Origin of the sequence: Emticicia sp. SJ17W-69 (assembly GCF_051209875.1) — a bacterium.
In the GTDB taxonomy this organism is placed as follows: Bacteria; Bacteroidota; Bacteroidia; order Cytophagales; family Spirosomataceae; genus Emticicia.
Genome location: NZ_JBNTQY010000001.1, coordinates 3,319,128 through 3,334,066, shown reverse-complemented (window position 1 = coordinate 3,334,066; position 14,939 = coordinate 3,319,128). Strand labels below are relative to the sequence as shown.

Annotated in this window: 8 protein-coding genes; 1 reads left to right on the top strand and 7 read right to left on the bottom strand. The window is 33.6% G+C overall.

The annotated features are described in order from the left end of the window. Nucleotides 1–9 precede the first annotated feature (9 nt). The 4 genes from ACQUQZ_RS13575 to ACQUQZ_RS13560 form a co-directional block, all read right to left on the bottom strand. A complete protein-coding gene (locus tag ACQUQZ_RS13575; protein ID WP_435355539.1) occupies nt 10–1,935 on the bottom strand; it encodes a hypothetical protein in 1,926 nt (641 codons plus the stop codon). A 52-nt stretch (nt 1,936–1,987) separates the two neighbouring features. Continuing rightward, nucleotides 1,988–4,783 carry an SNF2-related protein gene (locus ACQUQZ_RS13570; protein WP_435355538.1) on the bottom strand — a complete coding sequence of 932 codons (2,796 nt, stop codon included), beginning with the start codon at nt 4,781–4,783 and terminating at the stop codon, nt 1,988–1,990. Between the two features lie 42 nt (nt 4,784–4,825). Then, nucleotides 4,826–5,515, bottom strand: coding sequence for a TatD family hydrolase (locus ACQUQZ_RS13565; protein ID WP_435355537.1), 690 nt, complete (start codon nt 5,513–5,515; stop codon nt 4,826–4,828). Between the two features lie 103 nt (nt 5,516–5,618). Next, a complete protein-coding gene (locus ACQUQZ_RS13560; protein ID WP_435355536.1) occupies nt 5,619–6,647 on the bottom strand; it encodes a phytanoyl-CoA dioxygenase family protein in 1,029 nt (342 codons plus the stop codon). Between the two features lie 122 nt (nt 6,648–6,769). Between ACQUQZ_RS13560 and ACQUQZ_RS13555 the strand changes: the two genes are divergently transcribed. Then, nucleotides 6,770–7,237 (top strand): GNAT family N-acetyltransferase, encoded by a 468-nt coding sequence (locus tag ACQUQZ_RS13555; RefSeq protein ID WP_435355535.1) that lies wholly within the window; start codon nt 6,770–6,772, stop codon nt 7,235–7,237. Nucleotides 7,238–7,246: 9 nt separating this feature from the next. Here ACQUQZ_RS13555 and ACQUQZ_RS13550 read toward each other — a convergent pair whose 3' ends face one another. From ACQUQZ_RS13550 to ACQUQZ_RS13540, 3 genes are all read right to left on the bottom strand, one after another. Then, nucleotides 7,247–8,881 (bottom strand): CotH kinase family protein, encoded by a 1,635-nt coding sequence (locus ACQUQZ_RS13550; protein ID WP_435355534.1) that lies wholly within the window; start codon nt 8,879–8,881, stop codon nt 7,247–7,249. Nucleotides 8,882–8,925: 44 nt separating this feature from the next. Next, nucleotides 8,926–10,272 carry a DNA/RNA non-specific endonuclease gene (locus ACQUQZ_RS13545; RefSeq protein ID WP_435355533.1) on the bottom strand — a complete coding sequence of 449 codons (1,347 nt, stop codon included), beginning with the start codon at nt 10,270–10,272 and terminating at the stop codon, nt 8,926–8,928. Nucleotides 10,273–10,383: 111 nt separating this feature from the next. Then, on the bottom strand, nt 10,384–14,934 hold the full coding sequence (locus tag ACQUQZ_RS13540) for a LamG-like jellyroll fold domain-containing protein (RefSeq protein WP_435355532.1): 4,551 nt from the start codon (nt 14,932–14,934) through the stop codon (nt 10,384–10,386). Nucleotides 14,935–14,939 lie beyond the last annotated feature (5 nt).

The window sequence follows — 14,939 nt, the reverse complement described above, 5'->3', positions numbered from 1 at the left end:
AACTCAGAACTAATTGAGTAAATAACCATAAGTTTTTAACTTATTTCTTAGGCTCGGATAATCTTTTTTTAATACAATTATTTGAAAATCTTCGGCTTTATAAAGCATTTTTTTGATTACTTGATTTTGAGTCAGCAATTTTATTAATTCTGGATCATCATTTGGAACTTTGAAAACCATCACTTCTTCAACTTGTTTCAAAGGATGTACTTTTCGATCGAGGTTCTCAAAGAAACTTAACCAATTAGGAGGTAATTTATTGCTTACTACTTGTTTGAAAATATCAATTTTCATCTTGAGATCTTTTTTGTTAGTTACATTATTCAAAAAAGATTCATTTGATACTGCATAACGATTTGAACCGATTTTATCAGCATAGTTGACTAAAAGGCCATCAGTGATATTGGTTTCTCCTTCAACTAAAATCATTAAACTTTCAGTTGAAAATGCAAGTTCATAGCTTTTTTCTATTTTTGGAGTCTCATATTGAGCAGTTTTCTCTAAAAGATATGCACCTAAATTTGTAAGTCTAACTGCTTTTATACCATCATAGTTTGAATAGTAAGTTGTTCCTAACTCGCTGGTATCAATGTAATTATACGCAATATCTAAAAGGCCGTAGCATGCCCAAAGCATCAAACTTCCTTTGATAAAAGGTTCGGTGGTGAAACTTTTATAATTGGTTTTGCTTATGTGGTTTTTGTCTTTGCCATATCGATTTTCTGTTTCATAAGTAAAATATTGGCACATTTGAGCTATCGTTGAAATTTTGAAATCAAAACTTCTGAGAGAGATAAAATCAAGAATATTTTGAGTACTTATCCATTCATTGATAGGCAAAAGTTTCAAAACCTCTAAGAAGGTACTTTCAACATCTTGTACTTGGAAGAGATTATGACCACCTTTCAGATGTGTTAAAAGATGGGTATGGCTGTGGTATTTTTTTATGTAAGTTGTATCAATATAGCTTTTTAATAAACCTAGAAAGGTTTCGTTTTTTTTAGGTTTATCTTGACTTACAACCAATGAAGCCAATAAATATGTTTTTAAAAACTGTAATTCTTTTGAAGCTGTATCTGGATATAACTCATTGATATTGAGAGTTTTACGGATTTTTGAAAGTGAAGTTGATATTACTTTTCCACTGCTTGAGGTTTTTATGCTTCCTTGTTGATTTAGATTCACAAGGTGTGGGAAAATTGTAAAAATCTCAGTTTCGCTATAGGCGATAAAATCAGTTTTAGGAGTTTCTTTTAAAGGTATAAAATCGTAGTATAATGGTTTCTCATAATATTCTTTTAACACCTTGCGGAGCTCGATGGGAATTTCGATGAAAAAGTTTTTATTGTATGAATTTGACAGATAGTTATATTCAGACTGGGTTTCGTAACAAAAAATTGTAAAATCTTTTTTGAAATCTTTTTCAAAAAAAGATTTATTATTATATGTTTTCTTTTCTGTTTGAATGAATATCTCTACTCCAGTTTCTTTTAAAATTTCATCATCCGAAAGTGTTTCTTGCCAAACCATCGTATCAAAAACTTTCTTCACGTCACTTTCTAAAGTTGCCAAGAAAAACTGATAAATTTCTTTATTTCTAAACAATTTTGATACAATATGACAATAATCTAATTTGGCAATTTTATTATAATTAGTTTTTAATTCAGCTATTTCAACTTCATCAAACCCGTTTTGAATCATCAAAGGAGTATTGGAAGCATACATTGCAAGAATTGTTTTTCGATAAGCCTGTAAATGTTCTCTTTTGAAAGAACCATTATCTAATTCTTTAGCTAATTGATTAATTTCGACAGATTTTTTGCCAAAAACAGAAGGTTTAGGTTTCATATTATCTCTATTTCCACCCAAACCCATTGATGCTAAAAAAGCATCATAATCATCAAATATTTTATCTAAATCACGTTCTCTTGCCATTTTTTTGTAGAACAAATGGAATTTGTTCAATTTTACAATTTAGAAAATTGTTTTACTTTAAAAGGTAATTTATATCTTCTTCGCTCAAACTTTTCACAGAAGCAGCATCGGCTGAAATTACATCATCAAATAGTTGCTTCTTTTTTTCCTGCAAAAGTAATATTTTTTCTTCGATTGTATTCTGAGCTATCAATTTATAGCTTGTAACTTTTCGAGTTTGACCGATTCGGTGTGTGCGGTCGATTGCTTGACTTTCAGCAGCAACATTCCACCAAGGGTCAAAAATAAAAACCATATCGGCAGCGGTAAGATTTAAACCTGTGCCACCAGTTTTTAATGTCATCACAAAGGCCTTGCAATTGCTGTCATTTTGAAACTTATCAACTAATTTTTGGCGGTCACGAGTCGAGCCTGTCATACTCACAAATTCAATTCCTTCATTTTCTAAAACACCTTCAATTAGTTCGATTGCTGCCAAATAATTAACAAAAACAAGTACTTTATGGCCATTTGCAATGGCATCAGTCATTTGTTCAGTCAATAATTCTAATTTGGGTGAATTGATTTTGCCATCAGATTTTGTTTCAGGTAATGAAGCAATTTGCCGTAGCTCATTGAACGCTTGAAAAATAAAAAACTGACTTTTTTCAATACTTGAGGTACTGATTTGTTGTTTGATAGCTTCTTGATAAAACAAACGTCTTTGTTCATAAAGCTTTGCTTGAGGTTCCGACATTTCAACGTAGAGTGTCTGCTCAATTTTATCTGGAAGTTCGGTTAAAACTTCAGATTTTAATCTTCTAAGAATAAAAGGGTATATTTTTTTTCGTAATTCAAGGATGGTATCTGTATCTCGGTCTTTTTGAATCGGAATTAGATAATTATCATTAAAATTTTGTGTAGAGCCAAACATGGCAGGATTTAAGAATCTAAAAAGTGAATACAATTCCCCCAGATTATTTTCGATTGGTGTCCCGCTCAATGCCAATTTATGTTGTGATTTCAGTAAAAGAGCTGCCCTTGAAGTCTGAGATTGCATATTTTTGATATTTTGCGACTCATCCAAAATAATATAATAAAAATCAACGTCTTTAAAAATCTCAATATCATTACGTAGCATCGCATAAGTCGTAAAAATCAGATTGTATTTTACTGCATCTTCGATTTTTCTGTTCTCAGCATAATATGTATAAGTCGTAATTGCTGGACTGAATTTTATGACTTCATTTTTCCAATTGAACAACAAACTTTTAGGCATGACAACCAAAGTTGGCTTTTCTTGTTTTGGATAAATTTCAGACAGGAGCGTGATGGTTTGTATTGTTTTTCCAAGACCCATGTCATCGGCTAAGCAACCACCTAAATTATGCTGCTGTAAGTAGTTCAACCACTGATAACCATATTCTTGGTAGGGGCGTAGTTTAGCCTTGATTTTAGGTATTTTATGTGTATTTCTCTTTATGTTATTAAAACCTTCAAAAATAGCTTTTGATTTTTTGAATACCGCTGAAGCATTTCGTTCATCAATCAGATCTTCAATTAAAGGTAAATCGAAAAATGAAATCTCAATTTTATCTTTTTTCTTCTTAAATAATCGTTGTAATTTCTGTACGTAAGATTCATTCAACAAAGCATGTGAACCATCAGAAAGTTCTACATAACGCTTGTTTTTGTATTGCATCAAGGCTTCCCAAAGAGAGATTTTTTCTCCATCAAAATCAAGCGTTGCATTTCCTTCCAAAAAATCTATTCCCGAAGAAAGACTTACATCTAAACGTGGCTGTGAAGTGTTGATTTTGTAAGATTTTAGTTTTTCAGCACCAAAGAGCTTCCAACTCAGCAATAAAGCAGATAATTCATTGTAAATGAATTCATTAGCAACCTCTTGTGGCACCACAAAAAGATTCCCTTCTTGGTAAATTTCATTCGACTTTCGTTTTACTTCTTTGGGAATATGTTTTTTTAGCAATTTTAAAATAACTCCACAAAGATCTTCAATGGGTTTTTGTTCAATGTAAACAACTCGTATAATTTGCTCTAATTCATTGATTTCAACACAACGATGAAGGTCAAATTGTTCTAAAAATTCTACATCAAAACCTTGTAAAATTTGAGTTATCCGTAGGTGTAGTGCATTATCAATATCTATTTTCTCGAACACCAAAGCTGGTTCAGTTGTACGTGTTTCTCTTAGCTCCTCAACTTTATATTGTTTGTATTCAATTTGAAAATTATCTAAATAGGAAAACAACAACGACAAGAATTTCTCTAAATCTTGACTATCTATTTCAGAACTAAAAGCATTTAATCGGTTGAAATTATGACCCAAAGGTTTGATTTCATAGATCGTATTTTCTGACAATAAAAAACTTTCGGAGATTGGTAAAAGTGGTGTATCAATCGTTTCATTGTTTATGATTAAAACAGCCTTGATAGAAAGCTTTTTTTCATTATTTCTTAGTGGTTGGATATTAAATATTAATGAATGCTCTGCTTCAGCAAATTGTAATTTTTGACCTGATTCATTAATCAATAAATCAGTGTTTTTTAGAGCGTGGAGTAAATACTCATGTTCTGATAAATAAATGCTTCCTTGTTCTTTGCCCCATTCAATCACAAAAGCATTTCGCTCTTTGATGCTATCAATTTGACGCAAGGTATTTCGTACTTCACCAGTATAAGCTTGGTAATTTACTTCAACAGGTTTTAAATTTTTATCTACTATTTCGAGAAAAACTCCAGAAGCATCACTAACAAACATAAGCAAAATATCAATGGGTTTGACATTTTTACTCTGCCATGTCTGCCTTTTAAAAGTATTAAACGACTCATTAAAGGAATTTGTCATATTTGATGAGTTGAGTGATTTATTAAGAAAATATTTTCATCTTTAACGGCGAACAGGATGTTCACCCCACATTGATAAATAATTGGTAAAAATAACATCTTTCAAACTATTTAATGGTAAATTTAATAGATATGAAGCCTTTTCGTAGATTTTTTGAATGGAAATTTCTTTATCGTCTGTTTCAAAGAAAAGCTTTTCGAGCGGAATTTGTTGTAAAACTTTTGCTGCATTTGATTCTTCATTCATTAATGCAGCTCCGAGTGAAAAATAAAAGCCTCTTTCTACTAATGATTGAGCAATTTCAAGATTATTATTGAAGCCATGAATGATCATCGGAACTTTTGGGCGTACGATTTTTTTGATTGAAATCAATTCATTAAAACATTTTACGCAATGAATTAAAATAGGCTTTTTGACCTCTTCTGCAATGCGAATTTGTTTGATAAAAATTGCTTCTTGCAAGGGTAGGGACGAGCCTTTGAGTCTATCTAATCCACATTCCCCAATAAATTTAACTTGTTGATAATTAGCTAGTTTACTCAGAAGATCAAGTTGTTTTTTTTGATTATCTTCAGCAATGTACCAAGGATGAATTCCTGCCGAAAGCCATACATTTGGTATTTCTTCCGTAAAAGATTCTAACGCTTCTTCTGACTCGGGAATAATCAAATTGAATATAATTTGTTCATTATCATATTTTTCAGGATGATGGGTATGAATATTCAGAAACATCTTTTGATTGGATAGTGGGGAATATACAAAATTAAGAAAACCACAAAGAGAATAGTAAAATAAGCCCTTTTCTTTGTGGTTTTTAAAGTATAAAGATTTTTAATCAACCTTTAAATGATTCACCTCTTTCGCTAAGAACATTTTCTTGTTCAGGAAATCTTGGGTCTTCATAAAGTGTAGCATTATTTAGTGTGAATTTTTTTGGTTCCTCGTGCGGAGCAGCTCTATGAAAAGGCAGTCCAATATCCGATGAATAATGGCACACAAAAGATTTTCGAGTTTGATTAGGGTCATTGATGAGCGAACCTCCATGCACCAAAGCCGAATGCCAAATCAAAATATCCCCTTTTTTTATTAAAAGTGTTTGTTTCTCCAAACCTAATTTTTCGCAAGTATTATTGAGATAATCTGCATATTCAAGAGGCGTTTTTGTAGAATATTTTCCATCATAGAAAATACCATTACCAAAATTAAATTTTTTTACTTTCTGATGAGAGCCAGCAAAATAATACAATGGGCCAGAATTAATATGTACATCTTCTACAGGAATCCACGAAGCAGCTAAATTACTTGGCATATTGGCTGTCACCCAAGGATAGTCAGCATGAGTGGGTTGTTGACTTCCATATAAAAAGCTCAAACTTTGCATACCAACAATTGGTCTCATAAAGATAGCTTCCAAAAAAGCAATGATATCTTTGTATAAAAACAGTTTTTTTGCAGCCAAACTTTGGTTGTGAATATCATTGATTTTTACCATTTTGCCTAAAATCTGTTCGGTAGTCCATTCATAGGCATGACGCATCAAATTGGGTTTATATTCATCTCTGTCAATTTGAATCATTGTTTTGAATTTTGCTGGATTATTAATCACTTCCATCACATCAGCCCAATATAAATCAATCAGTTCATGAGGAATAATTTGTTCCAAAACAACATATCCATTTTTTTTCCAAAAGTTCAATTTCTCCTCTAAATTATAAGGTAAATCAGTTCTTTGGGGGTGTGATTTAATAAATTCTGAAATATTTGCATCAGCTTTATCAATCCAAGGGAGGGTTGCAGAATCAAACTCTGTTGGGCCATTGAAGCGGTAATAGATTTTCTTGGCAAATTCTTTTAATGCAGACATAGCTAATTGGTTAATTGTTTCTTGAACTTAAATATAGTCATATATAATAAGTTGACAAAATATTTATTTACTGGTATATGTTTTTTTTGTTAATTTGAGCTAATTATTAAAAAAGTTATTTCATGAATAGAACAATCAAATGTGTGCCATTTTATGAGCTAAACTTGGACGAGTTATATGCTATTATGGTGCTTCGTCAGGAGATTTTTATAGTAGAACAAAACTGTCCATTTGTGGATGCCGATGGAAAAGACCAATTGGCTTATCATTTAATGATTTTGGATGAAAACTCAAAATTAGTTGCTTATACACGCCTTTTTGATAAAAATACTTACTATGAAGGTTATGCTTCCATTGGCCGAGTCGTAACTTCAGCCAGTGCAAGAGGGGGTGGGATAGGGAAATTTTTGATGCAAAAATCTATCGAAAAAACGATTGAGTTGTTTGGAAATGAACCAATTAAAATTGGAGCTCAAAGGTATTTGGAAAAATTTTATCAATCACTCGGATTTGAACTGACAGGAAACAACTATGTAGAAGATGGAATTGACCACACTTACATGATTCGTCCTTCAACTTCGCTCAACTAGGAAAAATACTTACTGTTGAATAAGCTTTTTAGTGGTTATTTTTCCATTTATTTCTATTTTTAAAAATTTTATTCCACTAACAACCTGATATTCAGGTAATTGTATGTAAAAGTCGTTGTCTCCAATTTGAAGGTTTTCGGTGGTTTTAAATAATACCTTTCCTAAATTATCGACAAGTGTGATATTTGCTTTCTCAGGTGTTTGGGCTTGAATATTGATATTAATTCTTTCTAAAAACGGATTTGGGAATGCTTGAATATGGATACCTGCACTTTCAGGTTCGTTGGCCGTGATGGCAAAATTTGTTTTGATGTTATTATCCAGCCAATCAAGTCTTTTTCTAATGAAATTTTTTAATTCATCAATTTCTCCATACCAAGAGCTAGCATAAGGTTGTGGTTGTGGCCAAACATATAAACCCAAAATTGGCCACCTTTGAAAGTTTCTTACCATTGGTTCTTTCAAATCATTGGTGAGTGAATCTATATGTTTGTTAATTCTATCGAATTGTAAAGCTCCAGATTTTCTTTGAAATGCGTACTCTTGACCTAATTCTTTAACAAAAGAAGAGTCACTCAACATTCTTTCCCACCAAAAAGGCACTTGCCAACCATCATCGCTACAAAATTTATTAAAACTATAGGCAAAGCCATAAGGGGAATCTCCATCACAATAATTAGCATTGCCATAAGTAATATCATAATCCCAAGGTGGGCCAGCTTTTATCTTTCCGCCTTTACTGTCTTTGTCTTTATTGAAATAAGTACTTATGCGATAACCATCCACATTTTTTGAGATTTCGTTTACTAACAAAAACTGAACAAATGACCTCGTGTCAAAATATTTTCTATAGCCATTCGTCTTATCTCTATAATTGGCATCGTTCAGTATTTTTTCAGCGTTGTCAACATAATTCTTAAGATAAGCTTTTTGTTCTGAAGTAATTGTGTTTGGTGAGTCATACGCATAATAGGTATAATTAGTTCTAAAATCAGTATAATTTGGGTATTGTGAATACCAACCTCCTAATCTTGAACCCGTAGTTTTATCAGCTTTAAAAATATATCCACCAGTAATATCATCACCTTTCAAGTCGGTTTCTTTGAGTTTTGCTATATCAACTCTACCATTAGCTCTTTTAACTTTTTCTTCAAAAACATACACACCCATGTACACATTATTGATGACCACCTCCACATATTGGGTGCGAGTAGCATACATTCCCATTTCACGAGCGATTCGCATGGTAAGGACATTGTGCATGAAACTTTTTTCATTATAAGAAGCAAAAAGTATCCAATCAGATTCTTTGGGCATTCCAAATAGACTTACTTCTTTTGATGCTAATTTTTCGTCCCAAAGTTCGATTCCATAGCCTTTTTTGGGGAATTGTTGAGAAGAAGACCCTCGGAACTCGATTCCAGCCAATCCATCATAATGATTAGGGGCATCAGTAATCTTATTAATTTTTCCAATACCATTAAAAATAATTTTTAAATCAGTTTTGATTTTTGGTTCGTCATAAATGGTTGCTCCATTGGTATTGATTATAACAATTGGTAAATTGGATGATGAGAGTGATTGTGCAAAAACATTAGTTAAACTGCTGATTGTCAGTATAATAGAAAAGTATATTTTTTTCATTTGCTTGGTTCTGTTGGTTCTAACAAGTTGGAAACTTGTATTTACTAATACCTAAAACTGCTAACTTTCAATGTTGGCCCATCATCTTTACGTGATTCTAATATCTTTTGGATACTACTTGGTACATTTGATAAAAAGTCATACCCTGTCAGGCTTTCTAAGTCATCAACATTGATTCTATAATCACCCCATTTTGTGCCTTCTACACTTTCTTTGTTTGGAACATTGATAGCGATTACACGTGTTTGCATATCAATTCTACTAATGTCATTGCTGCCAATTGGAAGAATGACAATCACTTTCCAAAAAGACTCTGGGACTACAACTTTTCCATTCTCAAGAGTGTTTGTTTTTCCACCATTGCTACCAGTACCACCTTTTCCATAAACTCCTGCAATGATATATAATTCGTTGCCAGCTTCGGCAACTTTGCGAGAATAGGCTTCTAAGTCAGCCCATAAACCTCTATTATTACTGGGAGCTTGAGGGGCAATATTTGTCATGAGAAATGTTTCATCATTGTCTGCCAAACTTCCATCACGGTCATCAGATGGGCATAAATGACCTCTATCAAAGCCTGAATTGGTGTAATCAGAAGTTTGAACTTTATACCAAGCATTTGGAAGTGTTTGGTCTGGACGAAAATTGTCAGTACGTTGAATATTACCTTTCCATGCGGTGCTTAGATGCCAACTGACCCAATTGGCGGTACTTTTGCTACGGTTGTAAGATAAAACATATTGATTTTTTATCATCAAATAATTATTTTCCTCATTCAAATTTGCATTGCTTGGATTGCCCAAAGCCAAATTATCATCACGAGTAGCTACTGTTGCGTTGGTGTTAGTTCCAAAAGAATTGATAATAATATCATCAATATTAAGCCGATTAGCACCACCCGAAACTTTCCTTATTTCAAATCGAATTTTATTTGGTTCATTGATAGTAAAGGCTGTTGTGGTAAATTTATTGCCCGCTGTTTTTTGGGTATTTCCAAATTTTGTCCAACTCACACCACTGTTTTTGGAAATGTATAATTCCCATTCACTATCGCCATCACCTTGATAGGCGGCATGAGAAATATTAAAATCCTTTACCCCTAAAATATCATAATTCATTCGAATAAAGCCATTTTCTCTAATTCTGATGGCTTTTGTTCCATTTTTTACATCATTTGCTGTTGAACCAATCAAGGCATCTTCAAAATACCAAACACCGCCAGTCAGTTCAATATTTCCGCCAGCGTAGCCACTTTTTGAGGCACTTTCTAATCCTTCTGGAAAACCAGTAACAGCAGTATTCGTGTTTTTGGGAGTAATACTTGTAAGACAAGAACTGACAAATAAACTCAGAATTATGAATGAAGAAATTATTTTAGTTTTGTGGTGCATGAATTTTTCTTTTTATTATTCTGTAAAATTAGTAAAAAAATAAAAAGAAAACGGTTGATTTAACATTTAGTATTAAATCAGCCGTTTTACAGCAAAAAAGAAGTTTTTAATTTAGTTACATCCACCAATTTCAGCTTTGAATGCTCCTCCAGAAATAAGCTCAACTTTGAATCCAGGATTCAGTAATATTGCCTTTGATTGATAAGTGACTTTTGCTGTATTTGTTATTTGATTTGTGGCAGTAATTAAACCATTTATCGCACTTGCTTGGCGAGTTACATTATCACCCGTGGTGTAATTTGATGTAATTGAGAGCGACGACATACAAGGGTTCAGCAAAACACATGCACTTGAAACACCACAAGCAACGTTTGTCAGAGCTACACTTGTATTGACGAATATTGGTTTATTATTAGTTCCTGTTGCTCCTGACCTTGTGCCGTGTAATTGATTTGGAGAGCAGTCTTGTACATCGCAAGTAGCTTCTCCATCAAACTTGTAGTAGAATACTAAACCACTTTCATTGCCACTCAGTTCAGTATTATAGCTTGCTCCGATTTCTGCTTCAGTTCTGACAATATTCCAATAGCGTGCTTCTTCAATTCTTCCGTCTAATTCCCATCCAGTAAATGTATAATGATTGCCAATTTTCATTCCAAAATTAGTCTGACCTGGTGCGTAGTTAAGGTTTTGAACATCTTGAAGTTCACCATTGATATAGAAATAAGATTCTTTTGAAGTATTATTGAAACTACAAGCTAAATGATACCAGATACCCGCTGTTGGAGTAAATAAAAACCCTGTCTCTCTGGGTTCTCCATTGTTTTCAAATCCAAATTTGATTGAACTACCTGCTTGAGCGTAATTGTAGTATATCCATCTTCGGCTGTTATCCATAATGGTTTGATTTCTGTTATTGACATCAAATCTTACCCATGCTTCCATAGTAAAATTCGGAGCGTTGAAACCAATATTTGTAGGTACAGTAACCACATCATCGGTACCATCAAAATCAAGAGCTTGACCACTTGATGGTGTAATTGTAATATTATCCAACACTGTTCTTGGGCTTTCGCAACCTAATACAAAACAGACAGGATAATAGGTTGTGGGTGTTGTTAGGATTGGCGTAACAAAAGTAGGAGTTTGAGCCAAAATAGCTCCACCTGATGCTTGTCCATACCAACGAGTTTGTTCTGTACAACCTATTGCTGAAAGTATTATACTATTTCCACTTACTACATTTCCACCCGAACTTGATGGTACCGCAGGTAAAGTGGTACAATTAGGTTGATTGACCGTAACTGTTGCAAGGCTGCGTTGACTTTCGCAATTATTGAATGTACATGAGAGATAATAGGTGGTAGTTTTATTTAGTAAAGGCGTAGTATAATTATCACCTACAAAAATAGGTGAACCACCAGATGCCTCTGCATACCATTTTACAATTCCAAGACAGCCATTGGATTTAATTGTTGCAGGATAACTTGCTAAAATTGTCGGTACAGTAGCCAAAGGACCTGCTGGAGCTGGATTTGTGCAAGCGGCAGGTGTGAATTTCCAAGGTTCAGCTTCCACAGCAGGGTAGTAAAAGTTTCTTAAATTTTGATACTTATGCATTGTGAAATACAAACTTCCGTTCCAAGAGTACATATTTACAGGAGTACTGGAAGCCACTTTTGTTAAATTTTTTAACTGTTTTGTACCCTCTGTTGTGCCATCTGTGGACCAAATTTCACTGTCTTGAGCTGTCACTGGGGTCGGTGTTTCTTTTCCAGCAAAATACAACCTATTGTTTAGAACTGCATAAGGCATTTTTTCACTTGCATCAACACTACCAAAGCCAGAATTGTAGTAGGCATCAATATTGTATCCACCATACAAAATGTTGCTTTTTACCAATACTGTTCCATTTGTCGTCCCATCAGTTTTATGAAAACCTCTATTTCCAGTACTTACATTATCAAAACCCATAAAATATATATTGCCATTGAAAGGGTAGAAGTATGCAGGGTCAGAACTTGAAGGGTAGGTTTGTCCCCATATATCAGTATAACTTCCAGTAGCGACATTCTTTATTAAAACCGTACCTACTTCTGTTCCATCAGATTTCCAAACTTCACTACCATTAACACCATCGTCTGCATTAAAATAGAGTATGTTATTATGAATAATACTTCTAGTGTCTAGATTTGGCAAATTAAAGTTTGCTCCATAATATTTTGAATTATTAGCATATTTGATCGCATCTTTTCCAGATGAAAATGGACCAGGAGGAAAATTATTTGCAACTTCTGGGTTTATGTCTTTGACAATTGTTGTACCCGCTGCAGTACCGTCAGACTTCCAAAGTTCCATACCTGAATTTACATTATTTCCATTAACAACGATAGTTCCATCAGCAGCAAATAGTATAAGATTATTAGCTACTCCAAAAAATCTTGGGATTTTTGTAGTAGTGGATGAGCCTATGGATTTTACAAAACCACCAGACGTTCCGTTATGTCTTCTCATCGAATAACTCACATTATTGTATTGATCGGGTGTGCCAGCAATAAAAAAATATATTTGATTATTATAAGATTGTAATTGAGATTGACAATTTTCATAAATTCTGACTGTTCCAGCTTCTGTACCATCTGTTTTCCATAAATCTATTTTGCTCAAATTATTATCTGTCATCGTGAAATACACCAGTCCGTTGCAATATTCCATATCAAAAATATCGTAAAGAGATTCTTTAGTTCCTCCATCACCTTGACTACCGCCAAGAAATGCTTTTATTTTAACTGTACCAGCTATTGTACCATCAGATTTCCATATTTCTCGTTGATAAGTGTTTGTATTTGGCACTTTACTTTGTCCTTCAAAATATAAGTGCGTTGGTGTTTTTATAATTTCCCCACTGTATGGTCTGTTTCCACTCTCGTAATTGTTGTTATAAATTTCTTTCAAAATTGTAGTTCCATTTTCAGTGCCATCGGTTTTCCATAAATAGCAAGCTTTATTTAAATCGTCTCCACCCCAAGCAAAGAATACAAGATTACCGCCTAACTCAGTAAAGTTATTGGGATGTGAACTATATTGACTTAATACATCAGCACTCGTATTTATATTTTTTAGTCTTTTAAATTCCTCAAAAGGTTTTGCTGTTCCAGAATGTTTTAAATTTGAAAGCACAAAACCACCACCATCAAATACTTCTTTCGTGCCAACCTTAAAATATGCTTGTGCATCAGGCAGTCTTCTTTGTGTTCCACCAGTGCCAATTAAAAGTCCATCAATTCCAGTTGCACAAAGAACAGGCTCCCCTCCAATACCATTACCCTCTTCGTTTGACCATAAATAAACTTGTTCGCCGTTTGGAGTTAATTTTAACACCTTCAACGCACTATTCAAATCAGTAAAATTGCCTATCGTAGAAATGCCTCCAAACATATCACCTACATATATATTATCATTGGCATCAAGTGTAAGACTTCTAAATTGATAAGGACTTTGTACATCATAAAATTTAATCCAAGTTTCGGTACCAGTAGGTGAAAGTTTTGCAATATATTGTTTACTAATTCCAAAAGGAAATTCATAAGTTATACCCCCAAAAATGACATCGGCTTTGCCATTAGAATTCTGTACATATCTATTTGCATCAGGCTGGAATCCACCTGTAACAAGTATATTACCTTGACTATCAATTTGTAAATCTCCTTTGTTTAGAGGAATAAGCGTTGTGAATTTTTTCTTATAACCTACGGTTGGCGTTGCATTATTGAGATTATCAAGTCTCAATAAAATCATATCACGAGTGTCATATAATTGATTTGAAAAATCATCAATCCAAGCATCGCCCGTCATTAAATAAACCCAAAGACTTTGCTTATCATTAGTGAGTTTCATATCAAAAATGTGGTTTTCAAACAAAGGGTCAACGTTTGCTGCAAACCAAGTTTTATCTAATATCCATGCTTTGTTTTCGATATGTTCATCGGGGTCTGCGTTTGCTGCTGACTTTAAAATTTTTATCAAACGATACCCTCGGACAGTAGTGCTATTGTTAGCATTGGGTCCCAAACAATCGGTCGTATATAGAGCATTGTTATCTGTTTCAACAAAAGGATAAATAGAGGGTGCAAAACCGGGAGTTCCTGCATTTTTCATCCAAACTAAGTTGCCATTACCGGCGTTTATTTTATAATAATTAGCTACTTCAACGTTAGGGTAAGCATTGCCTCCAGCAATAGTAGCATCACCGTACTTTATTCTGCCACCACCACCTCCTTCAGAAACAGCATAAATAAAGCCATCATTGTCAATTTCAAAATCTGAAATTCCTGCAAAGACCATCGTTTTGACCCACAAAATAGTTTCGCCCGTCGGATTTAATTTCATAAAATAACTTCCATAGATGCTACCGTTAAAATTTTGAGCATAAATATCCTGATTAGCAAATTTCATAGCTTTATTGATTTGCCCACTTACGTATAAATTACCAGCAGCATCACGTTTGATAATCCGAATGTCTGAGCCATAATTAGTACCAACTAAAGGAATATCGGGATAGCCTTCACTGGCAACTCTTGCCCAATCAAAAGTTGGGAATTGTTGAGAGAATGCAGTTTCAATATAAAGTAGTGAGAGTAGGAGGTAGAGGAGTTTTTTCATTTTTT

Bases quoted from the DNA above. Each gene is read 5' to 3' on its own strand.
- ACQUQZ_RS13565 (WP_435355537.1), bottom strand. From the start codon at position 5,515: ATGTTTCTGAATATTCATACCCATCATCCTGAAAAATATGATAATGAA.
- ACQUQZ_RS13540 (WP_435355532.1), bottom strand. From the start codon at position 14,934: ATGAAAAAACTCCTCTACCTCCTACTCTCACTACTTTATATTGAAACT.
- ACQUQZ_RS13570 (WP_435355538.1), bottom strand. From the start codon at position 4,783: ATGACAAATTCCTTTAATGAGTCGTTTAATACTTTTAAAAGGCAGACA.
- ACQUQZ_RS13550 (WP_435355534.1), bottom strand. From the start codon at position 8,881: ATGAAAAAAATATACTTTTCTATTATACTGACAATCAGCAGTTTAACT.
- ACQUQZ_RS13555 (WP_435355535.1), top strand. From the start codon at position 6,770: ATGAATAGAACAATCAAATGTGTGCCATTTTATGAGCTAAACTTGGAC.
- ACQUQZ_RS13575 (WP_435355539.1), bottom strand. From the start codon at position 1,935: ATGGCAAGAGAACGTGATTTAGATAAAATATTTGATGATTATGATGCT.
- ACQUQZ_RS13560 (WP_435355536.1), bottom strand. From the start codon at position 6,647: ATGTCTGCATTAAAAGAATTTGCCAAGAAAATCTATTACCGCTTCAAT.
- ACQUQZ_RS13545 (WP_435355533.1), bottom strand. From the start codon at position 10,272: ATGCACCACAAAACTAAAATAATTTCTTCATTCATAATTCTGAGTTTA.